The following is a 24,989-nucleotide window of genomic DNA, read 5'->3' on the forward strand; positions in this document are numbered from 1 at the left end:
TGGGGCCCCGCGCCGGTGGGCGACGCGCTGCCCCTGTCAGCTTAGGCCATGGTGGCGGCTGAAACGAGTTCCGCGATCAGCGGATCCTTGGCCGACCATTCGGTGGTCACGCCCGCGACCTTGGCGCGCATCGCGTCCAGATCGTCCAGCTCGATCACCTCGACACCCTTGGCGGCCAGCTCGGCCCGCCCCGAGGCATCCTGTTCCTTGGCATAGGCCAGCGTGTCGGACACCGACAGGCGGCCCGCTTCGGTGACGGCGGCCTGTTCTTCGGCATTCAGGCCGTTCCAGTAGGCTTCGGACATGATGGTGGCCATGTGCCACGGATAGTGGCCGGTCAGGGTAAAGTTCTTGCCCACCTCCCACAGGTTTTCGCCCAGCATGGACGAGATGTTGATCTCGACCGCGTCAATCACACCGGTTTCCAGCGCGCCGTAAATCTCGCCGTAAGGCAGGCCAGCGGGGGCGGTGCCCAGGGTTTCCCAGATTTGCTTGTGCAGCGGCACGGGCACGATGCGGGTTTTCAGACCGGCCAGATCGGGGATCGAGTGGACGGGCTTTTTCACCGACAAGAAGTGACGCTGGCCGGTGTCCGCAGTGGCCAGACCTTTGATGCCAGCAGGGGCCAGATCGTCTAGGATCTTCTGTCCAACGGGCCCCAGGGCCAGTTCGCCAAAGTGGTCATAGTCCTTCACCAGGAAGGGCAATTGCCAGGCATTCATCGCCTGACGGCCCGTAACCAACGGGAACAGCACGCCCGACACGGCGGACATGTCCAGGCTGCCCGCAACGGTGGCCTCGAGCACCTGTTTGTCCCCGCCCAGCTGGCGGTTGGGGAAAATCTGCACGTTAAAGGCGCCCGGCATCAGCTTTTCCAGGTTCTCGGCAAAGCTGGTGGCCAAACGGTGGCCGGGGTGGATTTCATTGGCACCATGGGCCATGCGAATGCGCTTGCTGGCGGCGCGGGCCACGTGGGGCATCGCCAGGGTCGCGCCCATGGCGGCGGTGGTTTGCAACAGGGTTCTACGAGTGATCATGCGAGTCTCCTCCCTTGAGATCTCAGGTGGTGTTGGATCCCGGACCCAAGCCCGGGAACAGTTTACTCCAGGTTCAGCATTTTTGCTGCATTGGTGGAAATCAGTTTGCGGATGTCGTCTTGGCTGACCTGTAGATCCAGCAGCATCGACACGATTTGGCGGAAGCCCTCGATCGGGCGGGGCGAGCCGCGCAGGCCCAGATCCGAGGACAGAATGGTGTTGTCCACGCCCGCAACCTCGATGACATGTTGCAGGTCGTTTTCATCGAAACACTTAGCGCCGCCTTCGATGAACATGCAGATTGAATGCTCCATCACTGCGCCCAGTTCGACCATGGCGCGGATGTCGTCATCGGTGGCGTTCACCACATAGGTCGGATGGTTCACCAGCATCTTGGTGACCCCGCGCGCGCGGGCCTCTTCAAAGACCTTGATCAGCTCGTGGGCGGGCAGGTGGCCCCCGGCCAGGATCATGTCAGCGCCCGCGATGATATCCAGACACTTCTTCAGATCGTCCAGAACCTCGCCATTGGCGTCCAGACCGGACAGGCCGATCGGGTCCATCATCTTCATCGCCGTTTTGGGGAAGGTCGCCGCCGCCCCCGAGGCCTGATCCAGATGGTTTTGCGCGGACAGGGTGGGTAGCCAGACGATTTTGCCGCCAATGGCCGCCGCGTGCTCTACCGCATAGGGGTTAATGCCGCCGCTGGCGTTGTTCAGCGCGACGCCCGAATACAGGTTCACGCCGGTGTCCGGCACCAGTTTTTCCAGCATCACGCAATGGGCCACGCCCAGATAGAAGTGGTCCTTATACAGCACCGCGCGAAAGCCCGCCTCGGCGGCGTCCAGCAGGGCCTCGTGGTGGTCCAGAATGCGCGGCATCGCTGCGGGGCCGGAATGGCAATGCAGGTCAATCGCGCCCTTCAGCAGTTCGGCCACCTCGGCGGCGCGGCTGGTATCGGTCATATCGTTCATGGGTTAGGCCTCCTGATCTGCCGGTTGCGGCATGGGGTAATCGTCTGCGTTCAGCACCCAGCCGGGTTTGAGCGAGAAATCCTCGCGCGGCGGTCCAAAGATATCGACCAGCAGGTTCGATCCTTCGCCGGTGGCGCGGGTGGTGTGGATAACGGGGGGCGGGATCACCAGGACCGAGGGCGCGCCCATCTCGATCGCCGCGTCCGGGCGCCAGTCGGCCATGTCGGGCGTCCAGTGCCAGCGCAGGTAATGAGTGAACGCGCCGCTCAGCGCCAGCGACACTTGTTCAAAATCGTCATGGTGATGCGGCGACATTTTGGACGGATCCCGTGGCCCGTCAAACGGGTACAACACGTTCACCATCAATGTCGTGCAGCGGAAGATCCGGCCAAAGCGGCCCTCTTGGGGGGCGATGTCCAGATCATAGGTGCGAATTTTCCATCCGTCCTTGGGGGCAGGCCAGGGCTGGAAATCGGGGATATGCGTGCGCGGGGCGTCGTATCCTCGGGCATTGGCGCAGGCCTCGGCCAGATCGGTTGAGTTCACGGAAAACAGCCGGACCAGTTGCCCGCCAGAGGGCAAGGTCACAGTGCTGTCGCCGGGTGGTACAAAGGTCAGCGAGTTTCCAGCGGCCTCGGTCCGGGTGCCATTCCATTCGATCGTGGCGCCGTATTCAGGCAACAGCACAGCATATTCGTCAGGCTGATCTTGCCGGATGAACTGCGCGCCGGGAGTGGCCTGGGTCAGTGCAACGATGAAGTTATGGCTGCGCGTCAACCAGGTCTGGCCGGTTTCGTCGTCGATCTGAGGGGGCTCTTTATAGAAATACGCCTCTTGCGGTTCGGCCACCAATCCGGGCACGCCCAACATGGATTTCGAGGCCGTGGCCAACGCAGCACGCGGATCGGATTTGTCATACATCGGCGTGTCCTTTCACGGCTTTGGAAATGGAATCTCGGGCGCCCTTGGCGGCCGCGCGCAAAAAGCCCTGGTCCGAGGAGAGGATGAAGACCGAGGCACCGTCTGCCGCCCGAGCGGCCGCGTCTTCTGGCCCCCCGGGGAGGATTGCGACAGTCTTGCCCTTGGCTTTTGCGGCGGCCTGCACACGGGCGGTGACCTTGGCGACGACTCCGGTCGAACCGTCGTAATCGCCATAGGCCACCGAAAGGTCTCCGCGCCCGATGAACACTCCGTCCAGCCCGTCGACGGACAGGATGTCGTCGATATTCTCGACGGCCTTGGGGTCCTCGATCATGGCGATGACGGTGGCGCGGGCGTCTTGCTTGGTGATGTGAGTGGTGGTGTCATCCGCGCCGAAAGTGCCAGCCCGGGTGGTCGGGGCAAAACCGCGGTTTCCGCCGCGATAGCGCGCAGCGGCCACAATGGCGCGGGCCGTGTCGGCGTCGGTCACATGGGGCACCAGAATGCCATCGGCCCCACAGTCCAGCACCGACAGAATGCCCGCCGGGTCCGCGCTTTGGACCCGCACAACCGCGCCGATCCCCACAGCGCGGCAGGCCAGAACGATCAGATCGGTGGTCTCGCGATTAAAGGGGGAATGCTCTTCATCCACCACCACGAAATCATAGCCCAGGCTACCCAGAATCTCGGCGGGCATGCTGGCGGGGATCTTCAGGAAGGTCCCGAACAGACGATCTTGGGCCAGGAATTTGTCTCGGAAGCTGGGCGTGGGGTTGGTCACTTTCTTCTCCCTAAGTGTTTCGTAGAATGAAACAACTTTCTTGCTAACGAAACGTAAGCGGATATAGTGGGGCCTGTCAAGCACCGGCTGGATTGCTTGTTTCAGCCCCCAAAACCGGCTAATAGTTCAAGGAGTGATGAGGTGCCCAAAGTGAGCCAAGCCCAAGAAAAAACAGATAATATTCAAAGCGTTGAGCTGGCCCTGAATGTTCTGGAAACCCTGGCGGGTGCCCAGGCCGACATGGGTGTGACTGCGCTGGCTGCGGCATTGGGGACGACGAAAAGCCGAATCTATCGCCATCTGCGGACGCTGGTGAATATGGGCTATATCCAGCAATCCCCGATCACAGAGCGATACAGGATCGGCAGTCGGTTGATCGCTCTGGGCAAGGCTGCCTCGGATTCTGCGGATCTGGCCGGGGTCGCGCAGGAACCGATGCGCAAGCTGCGGGACACGACCGGGCAGGCGGCCAGCCTGGCGCAAATCGAAGACGAGGGTATCCGGATCCTGCAAACCGTTCCGGGCACTATGCAGATCGAGGTTGGCGTGCGCCCCGGGTCATTGCTGGGCTTTACCAATTCAGCGCAGGGCAAGGTGGCGTTGGCCACAATGGAGGCCTCGAAACGCGAGCAAATCCTGTCGCAAAACCTGCCCGTGCCGACCGCGCATTCGATTGCGGATGCCGACGAATTACGAGACCACATTGCGCAGATTTCTCGACAGGGCTGGGCCACGGCCCCAAACGAGGCGATGTTGGGGCTGAATGCGCTGGCCTGTCCGATTTACGGCGCCGAGGGCGAATTGGCGGGCACCCTGGCCATTGTCAGCCTGACCCAGTTCATCGGCACGCCCCCTGATGCGGATCAGGTCGCCGCGGTGAAACTGGCCGCGGCCGAGGTCTCGGCGGCATTGGGGTATATGGGCTGACAAAAAGGGCGCCGCGATGCCGCGACGCCCCTTGGTATGAGGTCGGCTGTCCGGCTTAGGCGCTTAGCGCGGCGACGGCATCATCCAGACAGACCTTGCCGGTCACTTTTCCCTCTTCGCACACCACCGGTAATTCGCCCTCTTCCGAGGCGGCCAGTTTCGGCAATGCGTCGGCCAGCACGGTCGCGGCGCTGAGGGGCTCTCCGGTTGGGGTCTGCCCGTTGCAGGGCTGTTGCAGCGCGCGCATTCGGATCACCTTGCCGCGATTGATTTCGCGGGTGAATTCGGTGATGTAGTCATCGGCCGGGTGCAGCACGATGTCCTGTCCGTCGCCCGATTGCACCAGCTTGCCGTCGCGCAGAATGGCAATGGAATCGCCAATCCGCATGGCCTCGTCCAGATCGTGGGTGATGAAGACGATGGTTTTGTGCAGCTCGGTTTGCAGCTCCAGCAGGATGGATTGCATGTCCGTGCGGATCAGCGGATCAAGCGCCGAGAATGCCTCGTCCATCAGCAGGATATCCGCATCCGTGGCCAGCGCGCGGGCCAGCCCCACACGTTGTTGCATGCCGCCTGACAATTGACCGGGATAGTAATCCTCGTAGCCCGCCAGCCCCACGCGTTCCAGCCAATGGGCCGCGCGTTTTGATGCTTCGGCCTCATCAACGCCCTGAATGCCCAGCCCGTAGACCACGTTTTCCAACACCTTGCGGTGCGGCAACAGGGCGAAGTTCTGGAACACCATCGACATCTTGAACCGGCGCAGGTCGCGCAGGCTGTTTTGGCCCATGGCCATCACATCCTCGCCATCCACCCAGATTTCGCCCGCGGTGGGTTCGATCAGGCGGTTGAGGTGCCGGATCAGCGTGGATTTGCCGGACCCGGACAAACCCATGATCACCTGAAGCTTGTTGGCAGGGATGTCCAGCGTGATGTCGGACAGGCCCAACACATGGCCGGTTTGATCCAGCAGCTCCTCTTTGCCCATGCCGCCCTGCACCTTTTTCAGAGCGGATTTGGGCGAGGGGCCAAAGATCTTGTACAGGTTTTTGATTGCGATCTTCGTCTCAGTCACGTCCGACCTCCCGGTAAGATTGCAGGCGTTTGCCATAGGTTTGGCTGACCCGGTCAAAGATGATGGCCAGTGCCACGATGGCCAAACCGTTCATCAGACCCAGCGCCAGATACTGGTTGGAAATCGCGCGCAGCACCGGCACGCCCAGACCCTGAACACCGATCATCGAGGCGATAACCACCATGGACAGCGCCATCATGATCGTCTGGTTGATGCCCGCAAAGATGTTGGGCAGAGCCAGGGGAATCTGAACGCCGAACAGTTTTTCACGGTTCGAGGCGCCAAAGGCCTCGGCGGCCTCCATCACCGATTTGTCGACCAGCCGGATGCCCAGATTGGTCAGGCGCACCAGCGGTGGCAGCGCATAGATGCACACGGCCAGCAGACCGGGCACCTTGCCGATGCCCAGCAGCATCACCACCGGGATCAGATAGACGAAACTTGGGATGGTCTGCATCACGTCCAGTATTGGCGTGATGATGGATTGGGCGCGGTCAAACCGTGCCATCAGGATGCCCAGCGGGATGCCGACTACGATACAGACCAGCGTTGCCACGGATATGATCGCCAGGGTGGACATCGTGTCCTCCCACATGCCCAGATAGCCGATGGCCAGAAAGGCCAGAACGCTGCCCAGGGTGATTTTCCACGAGCGCGATCCGGCCCAGGCCAGGCCCGCGATGACCAGGATGATGATCGGCCAGGGGGTGGCTTGCAGCACCTTTTCAAACCAGACCAGGAATTTCAAAAGAGGGTCAAAGAAGGCTTCGATCGCCTCGCCCCAGCTGCGGGTGAATTCGCGAAAGCTGCCATCGATCCCGCGGCGCAGCGCACTTAGATCGGCGCGGCCCAAAGACGGGAATTCGGTAAAGAACGACATGGTTCTCTCCTTTTGTTATGCGAAAGGCCCGCGCGGTAGAGCGCGGGCCTTTGCGAAGGTAAGAGACTTACAGGGCGTCTTTGATCTTGGCCGCCACATCCGCCGGAACCCATTGGGTCCAGACATCCGGGTGCTGGGCCAGGAATTCAAAGGCCGCATCTTCGCCTGTCGCCTGGTTTTCCGTCATGAAGACCAACATCGTGTTCATCACGGCGCCGGGGAACACGCGCTTTTCAAAATAGGCCTTGGCGGGGCCTGCTTTGGCGACGAAATCGTCCGTCACGATGCTGTGGACCTCGGATTCTGTGTACGAGGTCGGCTGCGGGTCGGCGCAGTCTTGCTCAGGCTTCACGATGCAGTTGTCCCAGTTATCCGATCCGCCCCAGGCTGCTTCCCATGGCAGTTTGACCATGTCGTATTTGCCGATCATCGAGGTCGGCGACCAGTAATAACCAAACCAGGGCTCACCCCGTTCTGCGGCTTTGGCCATGGACCCGTCCAGACCTGCAGCCGAGCCGGGATCGACCAGAATCCAGCCCTTGGCCTCCATGTCGAAGGCGCGGAACAGGTTGGCGTTGGACAGCTGACAACCCCAGCCCGCCGGACAGCCGACAAAGGCGCCTTTGCTGGCGTCTTCGGTGTGAGGGAACAGATCGGGGCGTTCCAGAACCTTTTCAACGGTGTTCAGCTCGGGGTGTTCGGCCGCGAACGCGGGGGTGATCCACCAACCCTCGCCCAGATCGGTGATCGGGCCGCTGTTCAGCGACAGCATGGTGCCTTCTTTCATGGCGGCATCCAGGGGCACGCGCACGGCGTTGATCCACAGCTCGGGCGCAACATCGGGCTGACCTTTTTCCGACATCGAGGCAAAGGTGGTCTGCGTGGCGCCGGGCACCAGTTCGACATCACAGCCATAGCCCTCTTCCAGGATAATGGCATCCACATTGGCCATCATCTCGGCCGAGGCCCAGTTCATTTCAGCAATCGAAATCGACCCACAATCCGAGGCCATCGCTTGCCCACCCATCAAGGCAAAAACGCTGGCGCCGAGGGCGCATTTCAGTTTCGTATTCATCAGAGGATTTCCTCCCAGATCTTTTCGACTTTGCGGGCCGCGGATCTTCGGGGTCACGGCCAGTCACCAGCCCTCGCGGCTGATTTCCCGGATGTATCGACTTTTGAGTGTAAGCGTCACTGCTCCGAGCTGCGAGAGAAGGACAACATGCGAGGAAGCAGATGTAAAGGACAACCCCGGGCTTACCTAGGGGAAGGCGAAAATTTGCAATTGTTTGGCAAGGGCTTGGCGGGCACCATTCACCGCCATCTGTTTGCGTGATATAGCGCGGGCATGATCGATTTTGATACACTGACCGCGCAACGCCACTCTGTCCGGGCGTTCACAGATCAGCCGGTAAGCCGCCAGCAGATCGAAGAAATCTGCACCCTTGCGCGCCGCGCGCCCAGCGGGGCGAACCTGCAACCAGGCAAATTCCATGTGCTTGCTGGTGCGGCCTTGGCGGGGCTGAGCGGGCGTTTGATGCAGGCAGTTCAAGAGGGCGCTGCGATCGAATCCGAGTATTCCTATTTCCCGCGTCCGATGCCCTCGACGCTGAAATCCCGCCAGCGTGCGGCGGGATATGCGTTGTATCAGGCCTTGGGGATCGCGCGGCGCGACGTGCAGGGCCGACGCGACCAGTTTGCCCGAAACTATGCGTTTTTCGGCGCGCCCGTCGGGATTGTGGTGACCATCGAGCGGTCGATGGGCAAGGGATGTTTCATGGATCTGGGCATGGCGTTGATGTCGCTATTGCTGGCCGCCCAAAGCAAGGGTTTGGGCGCGACGGGGATTGGGGCTCTGGCGAATTATGGTTCAGTCGTGCATCAACATCTGGCGCTGCCCAAGAACGAACTGGTCGTGTGTGGCGTGGCTTTGGGGCACCCGGACCGGGACGCGCCAGTGAACCAGTTTCGCACCGAACGGGCCGAGCTTTCGGAATTCACCAGCTTTCGCGGTTTCGATTAGCCACGCAACAATAGGGCGGTGCCCAGCCCTCCGGCGGCGGCGATGGCGGCCAACCCATGGCCCGCGTTTTGCGACAGCTGATGGAACAAATGCACGGCCAGAACCGCGCCCGAGGCCCCAATTGGGTGACCGCGCGCCAGGGCGCCTCCGTCGGGATTGACGATATCGGGCGACAAGCCCGCACCACGCTGACAGGCAATGGTCTGAACGGCAAAAGCCTCCATGATTTCAGCGGTTTGGATGTCGGTTGCGCGCAGGTTGGTCTGTTGCAAGACCGACTGTACCGCCGCCACGGGCGCCAGACCGGGCAGTTTAGGGTCGCCGCCGATGGTTTGCCCGCCAAGGATCCGAACGCCCTTTAGGCCCAGGGCATTTGCGGTCTGCGCCGAGGCCACAACAACGACCGCAGCCGCATCCGCTGCAACCGCCATATTTGCCGCTGTGATCGAGCCTGATACCTGCGGCACGCGCGCGCAATGGCGCGGGGTCAGGTTTCGGGTGAACGGATCGGAGTTCACGCCGCAAAGGGGAAGGATGCCCAGATCGCGCTTGGACTGCATCGCCTTTTGATGGCTTCGGATGGCCCAGGCGTCTTGGGTTTCGCGATCAATGTTCTGCGATTGCGCCAGCCGGTCCGCTGCATCGGCCATGTTCGGATCGCGGTCAGGCCAGGGGGTGAACGGCGCCTGATCATAGGGTTCGGGGGCGCGTCCATCGGCAAAAGTGTGGGCGCGAAGGGGGCGGCGGGAATAGCTTTCGACGCCGCCAGCGATCACGATCTGGTGCTGGCCTGACCGCACCAACGCATCCGCCAGCATCAGCGCATCCAGCCCGCCCGCGCATTGTCGGTCGATCGTCAGGCCTGCAACACGATCCGGCAAACCGGCGGCCAGGGCCGAGACCCGCGCCGGGTTGCCTCCGGCGCCCAAAGCATTGGACAGGATCAGTTCGTCGACCTGATCCGGTGCGACGCCGCAATCGGCCAGCGCGGCCTGGATCACCGGCGCGGCCAGTTCGTGCGCGAGCAAATGTGACAACGCCCCATTGCGCGGCGCAATCGGGCTGCGTCGGGCGGCGATCAGCACCGAGCAGGTCATGTCGACTCCGACAGGCGGGATGCCAGCGCCTGAAGATCGGGTTTCCCGGCAGGCAACAGGGGCATTTGCGCGAGCTCGACAATGTGACGGGGGACTGCGGCATGTCCCAATTCCGCGCGGCACCTTCGGCGCAGGTCCCCAAGAGTCAAGCTGCCCTTGGGCTGGACAAACGCCACCAATGCGTGCCCGCGCTGGGCGTCCGGTACTGTCAGAACCGCGGCATGCAGAACCGAGGGGTCCTGCAAAAGCACGCGTTCCACCGCGTCCGGGAACACATTTTGATCGGCCACCGTGACCATCCGCGATTTGCGCCCGCGCAGATACAGGTTGCCTTTGTCGTCCAGATATCCCAGCTCGCCGACGGACAGATAGGCCTGATCCCAACGCGTGTCTGGTGTTTCGCCCTGGTCGTACCCCTCGAACAGGTAGGGCGAGCGGACCCAGATCTCGGAGGTTTCAAACGGGGCGGCGACCCGCAGAGAGACACCGGGATAGGCCTTGCCCACCGATCCGGCCGGGGTCGTGGCATCCGCCATCGTAATAAAGCTGGTTTCGCTGGCCCCGAAGAATTCCCGAATCGAGGCACTGGGGATTGCCGCTGCAAGCGCCGCGCGCAGGGGCGCGTCCAACGACCCGCCCCCGACGAACACCCGCGTAAGCTCTGGCAGGATCGGATCGGCCTCACCGGAGCCTAGGAGCAGCCGCAATTGGGTGGGCGTTGCATAAACTGTTGTGACCCCGTGCGTTTGCAGGCCTCGCAGCTGCGCGCGCGGGTGCAGACCAGACAGACAGACCAGATCCGCGCCCAGATGCAGGGCCTCCATCGCGGCAAACAGGGTCAGGGAATGGCCAATATCCCCCAAAATCGCATAGGTATCGGTGGGGAGGCTTCCAAAATGGCTAGCCGCCAGCTGAAAGCTGCGGATCCAGCTGTGCGGCTGGCGGCGGATGGTTTTCGGAGCGCCGCTGCTGCCCGAGGTTTGTACATACAGGCGTTGCACCGGTTCGGCGCGCGTTTGGATGGGTTTGCCCAGGCGGGTCAGGATCGAATGTCCCTGTTGCAAACCCTCGAGCAACGGGGCCAGCGACTCGGCCCTGGGGCCTCGCACCCGGCTGCGCGGATCTATTTGAAAAGTTGCGGTTTCAGTCGCCACGCAGGTCAGCCTTGCCATTGGGAAGTATTCGCTCTGGCCATGGGCCAGCGCCCCTGTCGTACCATTGATTTGCACATGCGGCCAATCGGTTTGGTACTACTCGGCCGCGGCTTGCGTTGGCAGATGGCGAAACTGACCGGCGCTGAACAACAAGGGCGATTGGGTGGCGTCGCATTCGAATTCGCTCACCTGCCCGATGAACAGGACATGATCGCCGACCTCGACCTCTTGCACCACCTCGGTTAGGAACACGGCCGCACAGTCTGCTAAGACGGGTTGACCCGAACGCTGGCCCAGGATCGGACGAAAACCAGGGCTCGGGCGTCCGGCGAAATGCAACGCTGTGGCCTGCATTGTCTCGGACAAGATATTCACCGCGTACTGGCCCGACTGGCGCAGTTTGCTTAGCATACGGCTTTGCTTGTCGATCGAGACCGTCACCAGGGCGGGGTCCAGCGAAACAGACATGAACGCGTTCGCCGTCATCCCGTGGTCGCCATCCTCTGTCCGGGTCGTGATCACCGTGACACCCGTTGCAAAGGTCCCACAGGCGTCGCGAAAAGCGCGCGGATTTAGGGGCTTGGTCTGCTTGGGCATCTGAGGGGTCTTTCCATTCAGCGTCGGGTTTTGCGTTGCAGTGGGCCTGCCGCGACATCGAAAACCGCCGTGGCATGGCCCGTCTCGCCCTAGCCCTACACGGTTTTCAGGGCCGAAGCATGGAAGCATTGTGCCCTGATTTTGACAGGGTTCGGCGGAACTGTTCTAGGGGCCAAACAACGGGTGAGGTCCGTGTCCATAAACGGAACATTAACCTCTGGCCGGGCAAAAAGAACTCAGCCGTCATAGCGGGTTTTGCACTTTCTTCAGAAAAAACGGATGGCGTGCGACGGAACCGCCGCGCTGCTGCGTAACACAATCAGGTGCACTGCGCCGAACGGCCCACCCCGGAGTGCCCATCACTCACGGACCCCCAATGATTTGATCGTTGCCGGGGTGGGCAAGACCGGCAGCACCGCAGGTAGCGGGACCCATTCGGTGCGCGGGGCGGATATCGGTTAGGTTTATCACCGATGCGGGCGTCAGGGCGCCACCGTGCGCCCCTGATCAACCTTTACAAAGCCCATCGCGCGCGGATCCAGCGCGATCGGTTCATGCACACCCACGCCCGAGATCACATATCCGCGGTGGAAATCTCGGATGTGGCGGGCCATCCATTCCTCGGCGGTTTCGGCGTCTTTTTCGCTGATCGCGGACAGAATGGCTTCGTGCGATTCCAGCAAACGGTGGCGCGCCTGGGGCACGCTGGAATACAGGTTCACCGTGGCCGAAAACAGCAAAGCACTGATCGGTGCGGACGAGATCGACAGGGCCGCATTCTGTGCGGCTTCGGCGATCATCTGGTGAAATTCTGTATCATTTCTAACAACATAGTCATCGTCATGCAGATTGGCGCGCAGATTGGCGACGTTGTCCTGAAGGTCGGACAAAAGCGATCGGGAAATGCGTTGCGCCGCCAGGTTCGCCGCATAGGGCTCCAGCAACATCTGCATTTCCCACAGCTCGAAGAAACTGACCTGTTTCAGCCCAAGCGCCCGGGTCACATCCGCGCCCACGGCGGACATATCCGGCGTGGAAACCCGCAGACGTTTGCCTGCACCGCGCTGCACCAGCCCAGCGTTTTCCAGGGATCGGATGCCCTCGCGCACGGTCGAGCGGTGCACCCCCAGGATCTCGGCCAGATCGGTTTCGGTCGGCAGCAGCTCGCCAGCTTTCAGCTGTCCGGCGATGATCTGCGCCTCGATGGCGTTGGCCACACGCTTATAGCCGGGCTCCAGCTTGAGATTGGTCAGAGTCGACGCAGATTTTGGGGGCGTGGCGGCCACGATCGTTCACTTTCTCTTGTGGCCCCGCCGAATTATTGATCCGCCATAAGGGCCCATTTTCGTCATCTTGAATGAAGCCGTCGGCCAGGTCAGGCAAGGGGGTTTTCGGGCGCGAAACAGGTAAAATGCAGATAACTATCTGAATTTAAATTGGAAAAACCTCTCCTCGCGCGTGCGCCCCTTTGCCCTCCTCTGCAAAACAGCTTCACGTTTTCCTATTGTCCGACAATCCTACATGATATAGATAAGGTCAAGCTCTTCTCGTGAAATCTTGTCGGAATCGCGAGGGGGCTCTTGGCAGAGCGCCGAAAATCGGATCGGATGCAGAAGGCTAAGATTGTAAGTGGCGATCAGTCGGCGTGGAGGACGCCATCGGGTCGTATCGGAAAGACATCGTGCCAGGGAGGAGAGGCCATGAACGTTCACGTCGGTAGAGCCGAAGGAAAAATCGCGACCTCTGTTGTCAACATGCGCTCGTTTGACCCCGATATCGTTGGGTCGATCTTTACGCGTGTGGATCTGAACTGGTCGAAAGAGGCCAGAGCGCAGTTTGTGTTCACCCCGCTGGGGGATCTGTCGCTGATCCGCTCGAAACACACCGCCAACGAAAGCGTGTCGCGCCGTCTGGAGCGCCACATGTCCTCTGAGGATGACGGTCATTATTTTGCGTGCTTGCCGCTGGTCGGGGGGGTTGAGGTGCGCCGATTCGGGCAGGGGTTTGAAATCAAGCCCAACCAGTTGACCCTGCTGAACACCAATGAAGAATACGAAATCGCGATGTCCGATACTCTGGACGCGCTGTGGCTGCGGATGCCGACCAAACTGCTGACGGCGCATGCGATTTCCGTGGACGATGTTTTGGGGCGCGCATTGGATGCCAAAAGCGGCCTGGGCCAGGTCGCCAAACAAATGATGTACGGGGCAATTTCGAACAAAAACGACCTGACTGAGCGCAGCGCGCGGATCTTCTCGCATTCCCTGCTGAGCTTTCTGGGCGAGGTCGTGAACACCAACCTGGGCGAAGAGCGTCTGTCCTCGACCCGTGGGCGGCGCAAGATCCTGGAACGCGCGCAGGAATTCATCGAAGAGCACATCCATGATGATGAACTGAACCCCGCCCGGATTGCACAAGGCATCGGGATCAGCGCTCGCTATCTGTCCGAGATTTTCGCCGCCGAGGGCACGTCGCCTATGCGGTGGGTCCGCCAGCGCCGCCTGGAGCTGTGCCGCATGGAACTGGAGCGCCAGAATGGTGGCCAGCAACTGATCTGCGAGATCGCCTATTCCGTCGGCTTCACCAACATCTCCAGCTTCAATCGTGCGTTCAAAGCGCATTTCGGGCATTCGCCCCGGGATCTGCTATCGCAAAAAGGCGCAGGTCAGAAGCGGATCAATTGACCGAAGACCTTCTGAAAAAGCGAACAAAAACGGGCCCTTCCAGCGGGCCCGTTTTCTTTTGTGCGTCCTGCCACTCGGCGTTTGCGCAACTGTGCAAAAACGGTGTTTTCGCTGCGCCGGTCTTGCAAATTATTAGTGCCCGCAGTGTCAAAGCCCGCAGTCTGGCTTGCGTAAGGTTCATTTAGGGAAACGCGCCAAAGCCTTTGTATGTGTCCTGCGGGATGTTGCGAAGCCAGACAAATGCCCCGGCGCCAGACCCTTTGCGATAGGGCGGGCCGCGCGGTCCTGCCCGTCGCGATTACCGAAGGGAGGGTGCGGCAATGGAAACGAATAAACGGCCCGTAGCGGTGGTGACCGGCGGACGTCAGGGGCTGGGGCGCGGATGTGCGATGGCCTTGGCCGAGCGCGGCTTTGATCTGGTCGTAATTGACCTGCATGAAGACGAAACCGCCCAGCAGACCATGGCCGATTTGCAGGCTGCCGGTGCTCAGGCGAAGTTCCTGCAAGGCGACGTGTCAAATATCGACGGTCATGCAGATCTGGCGCAGGCCGCCTGGGACGCGTTCGGGGGCATTGATTGCCTGGTGAATAACGCTGGTGTGGCCCCGTTGGCGCTGAGTGATGTGCTGACCATCAGCCCCGAAGCCTATGATTTCAATACTGGAATCAACCTGCGGGGCACATTTTTCCTGGCGCAGGCCGTGGCCCGTCTGATGGTCGCAGCGGGCAAGACGGATGCCTATCGCTCGATGATCTTTATCACCTCGATTGCCGCGAACCACGTGTCGGTTGCGATCCCCGAATACTGCATTTCCAAGGCGGCACTTTCGATGGTGTCGAGCCTGTTCGCCCTGACTTTGGCCGAGCAGGGCATCCATGTCCACGAGGTCCGCCCGGGCTTTATCCGGACCGCGATGACGACCGAGGGCGAGGGCTCGCCCACCGAGGCCATCGAGGCCCATATCGCCGCCGGGCACGTTCCCCAGAACCGCTGGGGCGAGGAACAAGATGTCGGGCGCAGCGTGGCCACTCTGGCCGCCGGAGAGCTGCCCTTCACCGTCGCACACCCCGTCTATGTCGACGGCGGTTATGGCATTCGGACGGCTTGACCGAACGAGTTGAACACCTGAAAATCACCAATAAGGGAGAGGAAACCTATGAAAAACATTAAGAAAAACATCGGCTACGGCGCGGTTGCCGGTCTTGGCCTGATGGCCATGGCGGGCGCAGCCCAAGCAGGCCCCACCTGTGCCGACGGCCCGATCCAGATCGGCTCGGTTTCGACCGTGACCGGCCCTGTCGATTTCTCGGCCGGCCCGAAAACCACCGCAGCTTATTTCGATATGCTGAATGAATCGGGCGGCATCAACGGCTGTCAGATCGCCTATGAAATGGCCGACGACCGCGGTGATCCGCTGGTGGCCACCCAGGCCGCGCGGAACCTGATCGATAACAACGAAGTTGTGGCCATGGTCGGCAGCGCCAGCCTGCTGGATTGCGGTGTGAACGCCGCCCTGTACCAGCGCTCGAACGTGCTGAGCGTTTCGGGCCTGGGTGTTGATCCGGTTTGCTACAGCTCGCCCTCGGTTGCGCCCGTCCACCCTGGACCCTACGCGCTGTCCACTGCGATGCTGTATTACGCAAGCGAAGAACTGGGCGCGAAAAACGTCTGTGCCTTCAACTATGTGATCGGTGGCTGGCGTGAAGCCATGGAAAACGCGCTGACCGACTGGGAGAAAATCACCGGCGGCAAGCTGAAGGTTCTGGACATGACCCTGCCGGTTCAGGGCGACCTGACCCCCTATCTGATCCGAGCGCGTGACGAAGGCTGTGACGCCGTGTTCACCAACCAGGTCGAGCCGGGCATCGTGCAGTGGATCAACACCGCGGACGCGCAGGGCATTTCGGGCATCGACTGGGTGTTCCTGGCCTCGGGCTATACCGAAGGTGTGGCCTCGGCCCTCAAGGACTCGCCCCAGCCGATCTATGTCGGAACCGAGTGGGAGCCCTACACCCTGCAAAACGAAGCCAACGCTGACTGGTTGAACCTGGTGACCAAAGCAGGTCTGGCCCCCAGCGCCTTCTCGCAAGGTGGGTATCTGGCCGGTCGTGTGATCACCGATGTGATCGCAGGCATCGACGGTGAAGTCACCCGCGACGCCGTTGCAAGCGCGCTGCGCAAGATGGACCCCGTCACCTATTCGATCGCAGCAGGTCCCTACCTGTTCGGTAAAGGTGCCACGGATGGTCCGATGCGTGCCACCAAAGTGGTCAAGCTGAACGCTGGTGCCTGGGAAGTTGTAACGCCCGAGTGGCTGGACGTTCCCGCCGCCAACTAAATCAACGCTGGGCCGGGGGCAGGCAATCGCGCCTGCCTCCGGTTTTGCATTTGGCAAGGAAAATCTTATGGATTCACTTCTTACATCCGCAGTAGCCGGCCTGTCTGCCGGTGGCGCCTATGCGATCCTGGGGGTCTGTGTGGTGTTCACGTATCGGCTGGTGGCCGTTGTGAACTTTACCGCGACGGCCTTGGGCGCTGTCGGAGCCTTCGTCATGGTCATGCTGACCGAGCTTGGCTATCCCATGTTCCCCGCCGTCCTGACCGGTGTCGTTGCTGGGACTTTGGCCTCGGTTCTGGTCGGATTCGTGACGACCATCTGGTTTTCCGGGTCTACTCAAACCGTGAAGGCCGCTGTTACGGCGGCGCTGCTGGTTTGCATCATCGCGCTGGGTCTGCGCCTGACGGGCGGTCAGCATCCGCGCGCCTTCCCCGATCTGGTTGGCGGTGCCGGGATGCAATTGGCTGGCGTTACCATCACCGCCGCCTCGTTGGTGGCGATTGGTTTGGCCGTGCTGCTGACCATCGCGGTCGAACAATTCCTGGGCCGCACCCGGACAGGCCTGCAGCTGCGCGCCCTGTCCGAAAAACCCATGGCAGCCGAGCTGCTGGGCATTCCGGTGCGCCGCCTGGCCATTGGGGTCTGGGCCCTGTCCGGCGCGATGACCACCATCGCGCTGATGCTGGTGGCTCCGCTGCGCTCGCCTGATTTCGGGTCGCTCAGCCTGCTGGTCGTGCCTGCCTTTGCCGCTGCGCTGGTCGGGTCGTTCAACAGTTTCCGCGCGGCGCTGATCGGCGGCATCCTGATCGGTGTTGTCGAGGGTCTTGCCAGTGGCTTTGTCAGCCTGGCGCAATATCGGGCCGCCGTGCCTTTCCTGGTCATTCTGACCGTACTTATGTGGTCACAAAGAGGAGCGCGTTGGGATGAAGCGCGATAGCATTCACGCCGCCCTGAAAACGGCGGCCATGGTAATCGTTGTCGGTGCATTGTGCCTGACGCTGTTGCCGAACTACTGGATTTTCCTTCTGACGGCCGTGTTCATCATCGGCATGTCGCTGCAAAGCCTTGGCCTGGTTGTGGGCCGTGCGGGCATGATCTCGTTGTGCCAAATGAGCTTTGCCGGCGTTGGGGCCTGGACCGTGGGCTATCTGAACGTGATGAACTTCCCTGGTGGGCTGTTCGTCTGGCTGCTGATCGGTGGCTTTGCGGCCTTGCCCTTTGGCCTGATCATCGGCCTTCCGGCGCTGCGTTTGCGCGGGATCAACCTGGCCATTGTGACGCTGGGCTTCGCCGTTGCCTTTGGCGTGGTGCTGGGCACGATCACCTATCCGGGTCAGACCTCGTTCAAGATGGTTGCGCGCCCGGCCGGGTTCGAAAGCGACCAGGGTTACTTTATCCTGGTGCTGGCCATCTATGGTATCGTTGCGATCGCGCTGGAATTCGTGTCGCGCTCGCGCCTCGGAGCGTCATGGCTGGCCGTCAGCCATTCTGAACGCGCCGCTGCTTCTTTGGGCGTTTCGATCCCTCGCGCCAAGCTGAGTGCTTTTGCGCTGAGCGCCTTTATCGCCGGGATCTCGGGTGGTTTGCTGGCCGGGTATATGGGCACTTTGCTGGCCGATAACTTCTCGATGATGCAGTCGCTGGTGCTGTTTGCCGTGGCCATCATGGTTGGCGCGCATTTCCCGATGGGGGCAATTCTGGGCGGTGTTCTGGTTGCCCTGTTCCCCGAGCTGCTGCGCCGTCTGTCGCTGCCGCAGGATCTGGGCAGCGTGTTCTTTGGTCTGGGCGCCGTGCAGGCGCTGAGCACCGGGGAAACCATCAGCGAAACCTTTGCCCGCCTGGGGCGCAAAATCATGCCGCGCAAGATCAAGGATGGTCCGCGTGCTGGGGATGATGCCTTGCCTGCGACCCGCACCGACACACCTGCCGAAATCGTGCTCGAGGCCCGTGATCTGACAGTCCGTTATGGCAACGTGGTCGCGCTGAACAGCGCCAATATCGTGGTGCGCAAGGCGACGGTCGTGGGTCTGATCGGCCCGAATGGCGCTGGGAAATCCACCTGCGTGGATGCCCTGACCGGGTTCATCCACGGCTACGAGGGCGACGTGGTGTTCCAAGGCAAATCGGTGAACGATTTGCAGGCCACGCAGCGTGCGCGTGCTGGTTTGCGCCGCACCTGGCAGACCACCCGGATCGCACCCGAGCTGACCGTGGGCGACTATGTCAACCTGGCCTCGGGCGGTGGTCTGAGCGATCAGGAAATCGACGCGGTTCTGGCCTGGCTGGATTGTCCCTCGGCGGATGTGCTGATCTCTTCGGTGGACTCGGGCGCGCGTCGCCTGCTGGATGTGGCGGGTGTTGTCGCTGCGCGGCCTCCGGTCATTCTGCTGGACGAACCGGCCGCCGGTCAGTCCTATGCCGAGGCCGTCATGCTGGGCAAACGCATCGCGGAAATCCCGGAACGCTTTGGCTCGTCCGTGCTGCTGATTGAACACGATATGGACCTGGTCCGCACCGCCTGTTCGCAGGTCACCGTTCTGGACTTTGGCACCGTTCTGGCCGCAGGCGCGACCGAAGAAGTGCTGGATCTGCCGGTGGTGAAAAAGGCCTATATGGGCATCGATTTCGAACACGAGGAGGCCGCAGAATGAACGTTCTGGAAACCCAAGAGCTGGAAATCAAACGTGTCGGCATCCCCGTCGTTCGGGATCTCAGTATCATCGCGCGCGCAGGCGAAATCAGCGTTCTGCTGGGCGCCAACGGGGCCGGGAAGACCACTCTGCTCGAGGGAATCTCGGGCGTGGCGCCAGTCTCGGCGGGCAAGATCATCCTGGCGGGCAACGACATGGGCAAGCTGAAACCGGGCACCCGGGCCCTGTCTGGCATCGCGCATGTGGAACAGGGCCGGACGATCTTTGGCTCGATGACGACCGAAGAAAACCTGCGCGTCGGCATGCACGAGGACAGCAGCCTGGAAGAGGTCTATGAGTTGTTCCCCGAACTCTTGGCGCGTCGCGATGTGCAATCGATGATGCTGTCGGGCGGCGAGCAACAGATGGTCGTGATCGGCCGCGCCCTGGTGGGCCGTCCGCGCGTGGTTCTGATCGACGAAATGTCCGCCGGTCTGGCCCCCGTGGTTGTCAGCCGACTGATGAAAGGCGTGCGCCGTCTGGCCGATCAGGGCTTGGCCGTGGTGCTGGTGGAACAGTTCGCCAACCTGGCGCTGGAAATCGGGGATCGGGCCTATGTGATGCGCCGTGGCTCGATCGTCTACGAAGGCGATTGCCCGACTTTGTTGAATGATCCCGAGATGTTGCACCATCTGTACCTTGGAGATCTGGGCGACGAAGACACCGCAGCGTAATCCCTTCCGTGGCTGTGGTCAGCGGGCAGGCGTCTTGGCAACAAGGCGCCTGTTTGCCGTTTTTGCATAGTCTTCTGCGCTCTGTGCCCGCAGCGCAAAATCATCGCGCTTGGCGCAGCAATTTCACTGGACGTGCTGGCCTAACATTTCTCTCAAACGACAAATTTTAATGGGAGTGAGACCATGAGCGACAGGAAACTAGAGGGCAAGGTTGCCATCGTAACGGGGGCCGCCAGCGGCATTGGACAGGCCGTTGCGCTGCGTTTTGCCGAAGAGGGCGCCAAGCTGGTTCTGGCCGACCTGAATCCCAGCGACGCGACGCAAAAGCTGATCCAGGACATGGGCGGCACCGCCATGCAGGTGAAGGTCAACACGACCTCGGACGCGGAATGCCAGGCCATGGTTGCAGCCGCGGTTGCCGAATTCGGGCAGGTGGACACGGGCGTTTTTGCGGCGGGGATCCGTCAGGACCCGATGTCGATGCTGGAAATGGAGATGTCGGCCTTTGATCTGATGATCGACATCAACATGAAGGGCGTTCTGCGCTCGGCCCGTGCCTTTGCCAATCAACTGATGGCGCAGGGCACCGGCGGCACGATCGTCAACATCGCCTCGACCGCCGGTAAAATTCCGATCCCCGGCTCGGGTCCCTACTGCGTGGCCAAGGCGGGTGTGATCATGATGACCAAAGTGATGGCGCTGGAGCTGGCACAAACCGGCATCCGCGTGAACGCTTTGGCGCCGGGCTTTACCGAGACCCCGATGTGGGACGTGCCCAAAGGCAGCGAAGAGGATCAGTGGGCCATGAGCCTGACCCCGATGGGGCGCAATGGCACCGCCCGCGAACAGGCCGAAGCCGCGCTGTTCCTGGCCTCCGAAGACAGCAGCTATACCACCGGGCAGACGCTGTATTCGGCCGGCGGTCAGTTCGTCGATTGATCCGGGCAGAATGACGATGAGCAAAGAGAAATCCATTTTCATCACCGGCGCAGGATCGGGCATCGGGGCGGCAACGGCCCGGTTGCTGGCGGCCGAGGGCTGGCGCGTTGGTCTGGCCGATCGCGATGGTCAGGCGGTGCAGGCATTGGCCGAAGAATTGGGCGCGGGGGCCGCGCCCTACACAGTGGACGTGCTGGATCGCGCCGGTTTTCGCGCGGCCCTGACCGATTTCGCCGGATCCTCTGGCCAAATCGCGGCCCTGTTCAACTCGGCCGGGTTGCTGGACATGCGCCCCTTTGCCGAAGCCTCGTTGGATCGGATGCAGGCCGTGATGGATGTGAATGTGACGGGCGTGATCAACTGCATTCAACAGGCCTTGCCCTATCTGCATGCCCATGGCGATGCGCGGATCGTGACCATGAGCTCGGCCGCTGCGATCTATGGCGTGCCCGATCTGGCCGTCTATTCAGCCAGCAAATTCGCCATTCGCGGGCTGACCGAAGCCTTGAATATCGAATTTGAAAAGCTGGGCGTTTGGGTCAGTGACGTGATGGTCGGCTATGTCGACACACCAATGCTGTCTCAGGCCGACCACGCCGCCAAATCGGTTGAACTGGCCGGCATCCACGTGACCCCCGAAATGGTCGCCGCGACGGTGCAACAGGCCCTGAAGGATCGTCAGGTGCACTGGTTCGTCCGCGAGGATGATAAGGGCGCGCAGGACTTTTTCGATCAGACCCCCATGGCCGAACGGCGCGACCTCATGCGCCCGTCGACCGGGTATTGACCAAAACGGCGCACCGACACCTTCCCGCTTTGCAAAGCAATGGTGCCGGTGCTGCCAAAACCACCCAAGACCGTGGTCTAGCATCATTGCAAGGACGCGCAGACCCCGCCCCGAACCGCCTGAATGGTGACCGGGGCCGTAAACCAGACATTTGCCCGCTGCCGGAGAGAGCGGATTAGGCAAAGGAGGAGCTAGAGTGAAAGATTCAGAGAACATGATGCCAGACATGGCCGTCGGGGTGGAATCCCGCCAGATCGACGTCAACGGCGTTTCGGTCACCTATCACGAGGCAGGTCAGGCCAACACCGACACCGCACCGATCGTGCTGGTGCACGGCTCGTCAGGGTCCACCATGGGCCATTTCGGATTCCTGTTCCCGATGCTGGCCGTGCGCCACCGGGTGATCTCGCTGGATTTGGCGATGCCCATCGCCGAGGGCGAAAAGCTGGAACTGGCGCATCTGGAAGCCCAGGTGATGGCCGTTATCAAGGACAGCTGTGGCGACACGCCCGTGACGCTGCTGGGCTTCTCGCTGGGGGCCGTGGTTGCGGCGTCGTTGGCGGCTCAGAACCCTGAAACGGTTGAAAATCTTGTGCTTTTGGCCGGTTGGGCCAAGACGGACACGATGATGACCTTCTTTAACCGCACCTGGTTTGCCCTGCGCAATGCCGGTGTCCCCGAGATCAACGATTACACGATCTATGCTGCCTTTGGCGCGCCGTTCCTGGCCGACAAAACGGTGGAAATGATGACCGCAGGCGCAATGCCGCTGGATGCCTTCGTGGACGCCCAGATGGAGTTGAACGCCCGTATCGACATCTCGGATCTGGTGCCGCAGATCAAGGCCAAGACGCTGGTGATCGCCGGGACCTATGACCAGATGGTCGCCGTGCACCACTGCCGTGGGCTGTTCGGGATGATTGATGATGCCCGCTATGCCGAGGTGGGCTCGGGTCACGCGGTGGTGTTTGAACGCGCCGCCGAGGTCACGCGCCTTGTCGACCGGTTCAACATGAACCCCGACGAATACGCGGCCGGTGAAACCATACCCGCTGTGAAACCCTAAGGCCCGGAGGAGACTAAGATGACCGATACAAATATCATTCACGAGACATCCATCATCATCGTTGGCGCTGGCTTTGGCGGGCTGGGCATGGCGATGAAACTGAAAGAGCACGGCGAGGACGATTTCGTTATCCTCGAGCGGGCCGACGACGTGGGCGGCGCCTGGCGCGACAACACCTATCCGGGTGTGGCCTGTGACGTGCCTTCGCATCTGTACTCGTTCTCGTACATGCCGAAACCGGACTGGACCCGCGTGTTCTCGCCCGGTGGTGAGATCTGGGAATACCTGCGCGATTGCGCCCGCAAATCGGGCCTGGTGCCGCACATCCATTTCGGCGCGAACCTGGAAAAAGCCACCTGGGACGAAGCGACCCAACGCTGGACCGTCGAAACCCCGCTGGGCACCTGGCGCGCGCGCTACATGATCACCGCGACCGGTGTTCTGGCCGATGCGGTTTTGCCCGACATTCCGGGTCTGGACGGCTTTACCGGGGATTCGTTCCATTCGTCGAAATGGGATCACTCGGTTGCGATCGAAGGCAAACGCGTCGGCATCGTCGGCTCGGGCGCTTCGGCCCTGCAAATCCTGCCGGAACTGGCCAAAACCGCCGGCGAGGTGGTGATGTTCCAGCGCAGCGCGCCCTATGTGGTGCCGCGTCCGGACCGCGCCTATACCGAGGCCGAGAAGCGTACCTTTGAGCGCCTGCCCGAAACCATGGACAAGCTGCGCGAGGATATCTTCTGGTTCGGTGAAACCATGTTTGCACAGCGCCGCAACGTGCCCACGGCCCTGGCCGAAGCACGGGATATGGCCCTGGGCCACCTGGCGGATCAGGTCTCTGACCCCGAGCTGCGCGCCAAGCTGACCCCCGATTACGAGATCGGCTGTAAACGTGTTCTGATCGCCAACAACTACTTCCCGTCGTTCAATCAGGACAACGTGACACTGGAGACATCGGCACTGGCCAGCGTGAAGGACGGCACTGCTGTCGCCGTCAGCGGCAACGAATACGATGTTGACGTTCTGGTCTTTGCGACCGGGTTCGAGGCACCGCAACCGCCCGTGGCCCATGTGGTCTATGGCAAAGGCGGCAAGAAGCTGGCCGATCAGTGGGATCGCGGCATGCAGGCCTATGACTCGATTGCTGTGCCGGGCTATCCCAACATGTTCATGGTTCTGGGGCCGAACACCGGTCTGGGCCACCACACGATGGTCTTCATGATCGAGGCTCAGGTTGACTATATCCTGGGGGCGCTGGATTACGCCAAGGACAAGGGCTTCGAAGTTCTGGAAACCACGCCCGAAGCCGAGGCTGGCTATCTGGACGGGATCGAGGATCGCGCTTCTGGCACCGTCTGGATGGAGGGTGGCTGTAAGTTCTGGTACCGCGATCCCGAAAGCGATCGCCTGACGGTTCTGTGGCCCGACTTCGCCTATGCCTTCCGTGATGAGAACGGCACGTTCCATCCCGAAGGCTATGTCGGTCAGCCCGCGACGGCTGCCGAGTAAGCAATTGGCAGGTGCCTGGGGCTCGCTCCCCTCTGTTGTTCCGGGCGCCTGTCAACTGACATCCATCTGAAAACGAGCGTGAATATGACGTCACCAAAAACTGCCCTGGTCACTGGGGCCTCCAGCGGGCTGGGCGCGCATTTTGGGCGTGTTTTGGCTGCGCAGGGATATCATGTCCTGCTGGCCGCGCGCCGATTGGACAAAGTTGCGGATCTGGCTGGCGAAATCGCCATGGACGGGGGCAGTGCAGAGCCGTTGAAGATGGATGTCACCAATGCTGCCTCGGTCGACACCGCGTTTGAAACCATGATCCGCCCACCGGACGTGGTGATCAATAACGCAGGTGTCGCCGGGGACGGTTTGGCCATGGACATGACCGAAGAGGTCTTTGACATGGTCATGGATACCAACCTGAAAGGGGTGTTTCTGGTCTCGCAAGCCGCCGCGCGCGGTATGCAATCGCGCGGGCAGGGCGGGGCGATCGTGAACATTGCCTCGATCCTGGGGCTGCGGGTGGCAGGGGGCGTGTCGGCTTATACTGCCTCGAAGGCCGGGCTGGTACAGCTGACCAAGGCCCACGCGCTGGAATGGGCGCGCTATGGCATCCGCGTGAATGCGCTGTGCCCGGGCTATATCGAAACGCCTTTGAACCGCGAATTTTTCGAAACCGAGGCCGGCAAGGCGCTGATCCGGCGCATCCCGCAGCGCCGTTTGGGTCAGCTAAGCGACCTTGATGCGCCCCTTCTCATGCTTCTGTCCGACGGGGCCGCCTATGTGACCGGCTGCGCCCTGCCTGTGGATGGCGGCCACCTTGTTTCCAGCCTGTAGAGGTTCC

24 protein-coding genes are annotated in these 24,989 nt (G+C 61.5%); 13 read left to right on the forward strand and 11 right to left on the reverse strand.

Annotation, left to right across the window (positions count from 1 at the left end; all coding sequences use genetic code 11):
* Positions 1 to 41: 41 nt before the first annotated feature.
* The 4 genes from ACXADQ_RS11680 to ACXADQ_RS11695 form a co-directional block, all read right to left on the reverse strand.
* The gene (locus ACXADQ_RS11680; protein ID WP_475320458.1) at positions 42 to 1,037 is read right to left on the reverse strand and encodes a TRAP transporter substrate-binding protein; all 996 of its coding nucleotides are present in this window, start codon (positions 1,035 to 1,037) and stop codon (positions 42 to 44) included.
* A gap of 62 nt (positions 1,038 to 1,099) precedes the next feature.
* Positions 1,100 to 2,011, reverse strand: coding sequence for a DUF6282 family protein (locus tag ACXADQ_RS11685; protein ID WP_475320459.1), 912 nt, complete (start codon positions 2,009 to 2,011; stop codon positions 1,100 to 1,102).
* Between the two features lie 3 nt (positions 2,012 to 2,014).
* A complete protein-coding gene (locus ACXADQ_RS11690; RefSeq protein ID WP_475320460.1) occupies positions 2,015 to 2,932 on the reverse strand; it encodes a cupin domain-containing protein in 918 nt (305 codons plus the stop codon).
* Complete coding sequence (locus tag ACXADQ_RS11695; RefSeq protein WP_475320461.1) at positions 2,925 to 3,713, reverse strand: HpcH/HpaI aldolase family protein; 789 nt, start codon at positions 3,711 to 3,713, stop codon at positions 2,925 to 2,927. The genes ACXADQ_RS11690 and ACXADQ_RS11695 overlap by 8 nt, the downstream gene beginning before the upstream one ends.
* 141 nt (positions 3,714 to 3,854) lie before the next feature.
* On the opposite strand from ACXADQ_RS11695, the gene ACXADQ_RS11700 reads away from it, so the two are divergent.
* Positions 3,855 to 4,640 carry an IclR family transcriptional regulator gene (locus tag ACXADQ_RS11700; protein WP_475320462.1) on the forward strand — a complete coding sequence of 262 codons (786 nt, stop codon included), beginning with the start codon at positions 3,855 to 3,857 and terminating at the stop codon, positions 4,638 to 4,640.
* Positions 4,641 to 4,695: 55 nt separating this feature from the next.
* On the opposite strand, the gene ACXADQ_RS11705 is transcribed toward ACXADQ_RS11700, so the two are convergent.
* The 3 genes from ACXADQ_RS11705 to ACXADQ_RS11715 form a co-directional block, all read right to left on the reverse strand.
* Positions 4,696 to 5,751 carry a quaternary amine ABC transporter ATP-binding protein gene (locus ACXADQ_RS11705; protein WP_475320463.1) on the reverse strand — a complete coding sequence of 352 codons (1,056 nt, stop codon included), beginning with the start codon at positions 5,749 to 5,751 and terminating at the stop codon, positions 4,696 to 4,698.
* Positions 5,708 to 6,595: an ABC transporter permease gene (locus tag ACXADQ_RS11710; RefSeq protein WP_475320464.1), complete on the reverse strand. Its 888-nt coding sequence runs from the start codon at positions 6,593 to 6,595 to the stop codon at positions 5,708 to 5,710. The genes ACXADQ_RS11705 and ACXADQ_RS11710 overlap by 44 nt, the downstream gene beginning before the upstream one ends.
* Positions 6,596 to 6,662: 67 nt before the next feature.
* Complete coding sequence (locus ACXADQ_RS11715) at positions 6,663 to 7,670, reverse strand: ABC transporter substrate-binding protein (RefSeq protein ID WP_475320465.1); 1,008 nt, start codon at positions 7,668 to 7,670, stop codon at positions 6,663 to 6,665.
* A gap of 273 nt (positions 7,671 to 7,943) precedes the next feature.
* Here ACXADQ_RS11715 and ACXADQ_RS11720 point away from each other — a divergent pair, with 273 nt between their 5' ends.
* Positions 7,944 to 8,618: a nitroreductase gene (locus ACXADQ_RS11720; RefSeq protein WP_475320466.1), complete on the forward strand. Its 675-nt coding sequence runs from the start codon at positions 7,944 to 7,946 to the stop codon at positions 8,616 to 8,618.
* Here ACXADQ_RS11720 and ACXADQ_RS11725 read toward each other — a convergent pair.
* The 4 genes from ACXADQ_RS11725 to ACXADQ_RS11740 form a co-directional block, all read right to left on the reverse strand.
* Positions 8,615 to 9,715, reverse strand: a complete 1,101-nt coding sequence (locus ACXADQ_RS11725) for a thiolase family protein (protein ID WP_475320467.1) — start codon at positions 9,713 to 9,715, stop codon at positions 8,615 to 8,617. The two genes, ACXADQ_RS11720 and ACXADQ_RS11725, sit on opposite strands and share 4 nt — an antisense overlap.
* Positions 9,712 to 10,869, reverse strand: a complete 1,158-nt coding sequence (locus ACXADQ_RS11730; RefSeq protein ID WP_475320468.1) for an ANL family adenylate-forming protein — start codon at positions 10,867 to 10,869, stop codon at positions 9,712 to 9,714. The genes ACXADQ_RS11725 and ACXADQ_RS11730 overlap by 4 nt, the downstream gene beginning before the upstream one ends.
* Before the next feature lie 96 nt (positions 10,870 to 10,965).
* Entirely contained in the window at positions 10,966 to 11,466 is a 501-nt protein-coding gene (locus ACXADQ_RS11735) for a flavin reductase family protein (RefSeq protein ID WP_475320469.1), read from the reverse strand.
* 482 nt (positions 11,467 to 11,948) lie between these two features.
* Complete coding sequence (locus tag ACXADQ_RS11740; protein ID WP_475320470.1) at positions 11,949 to 12,752, reverse strand: FadR/GntR family transcriptional regulator; 804 nt, start codon at positions 12,750 to 12,752, stop codon at positions 11,949 to 11,951.
* Positions 12,753 to 13,166: 414 nt separating this feature from the next.
* Here ACXADQ_RS11740 and ACXADQ_RS11745 point away from each other — a divergent pair, with 414 nt between their 5' ends.
* The 11 genes from ACXADQ_RS11745 to ACXADQ_RS11795 all read left to right on the forward strand — a co-directional run bounded on the left by ACXADQ_RS11745 (position 13,167) and on the right by ACXADQ_RS11795 (position 24,982).
* Entirely contained in the window at positions 13,167 to 14,150 is a 984-nt protein-coding gene (locus ACXADQ_RS11745; RefSeq protein ID WP_475320471.1) for a helix-turn-helix domain-containing protein, read from the forward strand.
* 320 nt (positions 14,151 to 14,470) lie between these two features.
* On the forward strand, positions 14,471 to 15,259 hold the full coding sequence (locus ACXADQ_RS11750; RefSeq protein ID WP_475320472.1) for a 3-ketoacyl-ACP reductase: 789 nt from the start codon (positions 14,471 to 14,473) through the stop codon (positions 15,257 to 15,259).
* A 48-nt stretch (positions 15,260 to 15,307) separates the two neighbouring features.
* On the forward strand, positions 15,308 to 16,489 hold the full coding sequence (locus ACXADQ_RS11755) for an ABC transporter substrate-binding protein (protein ID WP_475320473.1): 1,182 nt from the start codon (positions 15,308 to 15,310) through the stop codon (positions 16,487 to 16,489).
* Positions 16,490 to 16,556: 67 nt separating this feature from the next.
* Complete coding sequence (locus tag ACXADQ_RS11760) at positions 16,557 to 17,426, forward strand: branched-chain amino acid ABC transporter permease (RefSeq protein WP_475320474.1); 870 nt, start codon at positions 16,557 to 16,559, stop codon at positions 17,424 to 17,426.
* Positions 17,413 to 19,140, forward strand: a complete 1,728-nt coding sequence (locus ACXADQ_RS11765; protein WP_475320475.1) for a branched-chain amino acid ABC transporter ATP-binding protein/permease — start codon at positions 17,413 to 17,415, stop codon at positions 19,138 to 19,140. The genes ACXADQ_RS11760 and ACXADQ_RS11765 overlap by 14 nt, the downstream gene beginning before the upstream one ends.
* Positions 19,137 to 19,853 (forward strand): ABC transporter ATP-binding protein, encoded by a 717-nt coding sequence (locus tag ACXADQ_RS11770; RefSeq protein ID WP_475320476.1) that lies wholly within the window; start codon positions 19,137 to 19,139, stop codon positions 19,851 to 19,853. The genes ACXADQ_RS11765 and ACXADQ_RS11770 overlap by 4 nt, the downstream gene beginning before the upstream one ends.
* Positions 19,854 to 20,036: 183 nt before the next feature.
* A complete protein-coding gene (locus tag ACXADQ_RS11775) occupies positions 20,037 to 20,792 on the forward strand; it encodes an SDR family NAD(P)-dependent oxidoreductase (protein ID WP_475320477.1) in 756 nt (251 codons plus the stop codon).
* 16 nt (positions 20,793 to 20,808) lie between these two features.
* The gene (locus ACXADQ_RS11780; RefSeq protein ID WP_475320478.1) at positions 20,809 to 21,579 is read left to right on the forward strand and encodes an SDR family oxidoreductase; all 771 of its coding nucleotides are present in this window, start codon (positions 20,809 to 20,811) and stop codon (positions 21,577 to 21,579) included.
* A 196-nt stretch (positions 21,580 to 21,775) separates the two neighbouring features.
* Positions 21,776 to 22,645 carry an alpha/beta fold hydrolase gene (locus ACXADQ_RS11785; protein WP_475320479.1) on the forward strand — a complete coding sequence of 290 codons (870 nt, stop codon included), beginning with the start codon at positions 21,776 to 21,778 and terminating at the stop codon, positions 22,643 to 22,645.
* Positions 22,646 to 22,663: 18 nt separating this feature from the next.
* Positions 22,664 to 24,154 (forward strand): flavin-containing monooxygenase, encoded by a 1,491-nt coding sequence (locus tag ACXADQ_RS11790; protein ID WP_475320480.1) that lies wholly within the window; start codon positions 22,664 to 22,666, stop codon positions 24,152 to 24,154.
* An 84-nt stretch (positions 24,155 to 24,238) separates the two neighbouring features.
* Positions 24,239 to 24,982, forward strand: coding sequence for an SDR family NAD(P)-dependent oxidoreductase (locus ACXADQ_RS11795; protein ID WP_475320481.1), 744 nt, complete (start codon positions 24,239 to 24,241; stop codon positions 24,980 to 24,982).
* Positions 24,983 to 24,989 lie beyond the last annotated feature (7 nt).

Source organism: Thalassovita sp. ABM4_323 (genome assembly GCF_056158665.1).

Excerpts from the sequence above, each read along its gene's own strand:
- ACXADQ_RS11680 (WP_475320458.1), bottom strand. The coding sequence starts at position 1,037 with ATGATCACTCGTAGAACCCTGTTGCAAACCACCGCCGCCATGGGCGCG.
- ACXADQ_RS11685 (WP_475320459.1), bottom strand. The coding sequence starts at position 2,011 with ATGAACGATATGACCGATACCAGCCGCGCCGCCGAGGTGGCCGAACTG.
- ACXADQ_RS11690 (WP_475320460.1), bottom strand. The coding sequence starts at position 2,932 with ATGTATGACAAATCCGATCCGCGTGCTGCGTTGGCCACGGCCTCGAAA.
- ACXADQ_RS11705 (WP_475320463.1), bottom strand. The coding sequence starts at position 5,751 with ATGGCAAACGCCTGCAATCTTACCGGGAGGTCGGACGTGACTGAGACG.
- ACXADQ_RS11710 (WP_475320464.1), bottom strand. The coding sequence starts at position 6,595 with ATGTCGTTCTTTACCGAATTCCCGTCTTTGGGCCGCGCCGATCTAAGT.
- ACXADQ_RS11715 (WP_475320465.1), bottom strand. The coding sequence starts at position 7,670 with ATGAATACGAAACTGAAATGCGCCCTCGGCGCCAGCGTTTTTGCCTTG.
- ACXADQ_RS11720 (WP_475320466.1), top strand. The coding sequence starts at position 7,944 with ATGATCGATTTTGATACACTGACCGCGCAACGCCACTCTGTCCGGGCG.
- ACXADQ_RS11725 (WP_475320467.1), bottom strand. The coding sequence starts at position 9,715 with ATGACCTGCTCGGTGCTGATCGCCGCCCGACGCAGCCCGATTGCGCCG.
- ACXADQ_RS11735 (WP_475320469.1), bottom strand. The coding sequence starts at position 11,466 with ATGCCCAAGCAGACCAAGCCCCTAAATCCGCGCGCTTTTCGCGACGCC.
- ACXADQ_RS11745 (WP_475320471.1), top strand. The coding sequence starts at position 13,167 with ATGAACGTTCACGTCGGTAGAGCCGAAGGAAAAATCGCGACCTCTGTT.
- ACXADQ_RS11750 (WP_475320472.1), top strand. The coding sequence starts at position 14,471 with ATGGAAACGAATAAACGGCCCGTAGCGGTGGTGACCGGCGGACGTCAG.
- ACXADQ_RS11755 (WP_475320473.1), top strand. The coding sequence starts at position 15,308 with ATGAAAAACATTAAGAAAAACATCGGCTACGGCGCGGTTGCCGGTCTT.
- ACXADQ_RS11760 (WP_475320474.1), top strand. The coding sequence starts at position 16,557 with ATGGATTCACTTCTTACATCCGCAGTAGCCGGCCTGTCTGCCGGTGGC.
- ACXADQ_RS11765 (WP_475320475.1), top strand. The coding sequence starts at position 17,413 with ATGAAGCGCGATAGCATTCACGCCGCCCTGAAAACGGCGGCCATGGTA.
- ACXADQ_RS11770 (WP_475320476.1), top strand. The coding sequence starts at position 19,137 with ATGAACGTTCTGGAAACCCAAGAGCTGGAAATCAAACGTGTCGGCATC.
- ACXADQ_RS11775 (WP_475320477.1), top strand. The coding sequence starts at position 20,037 with ATGAGCGACAGGAAACTAGAGGGCAAGGTTGCCATCGTAACGGGGGCC.
- ACXADQ_RS11780 (WP_475320478.1), top strand. The coding sequence starts at position 20,809 with ATGAGCAAAGAGAAATCCATTTTCATCACCGGCGCAGGATCGGGCATC.
- ACXADQ_RS11790 (WP_475320480.1), top strand. The coding sequence starts at position 22,664 with ATGACCGATACAAATATCATTCACGAGACATCCATCATCATCGTTGGC.
- ACXADQ_RS11795 (WP_475320481.1), top strand. The coding sequence starts at position 24,239 with ATGACGTCACCAAAAACTGCCCTGGTCACTGGGGCCTCCAGCGGGCTG.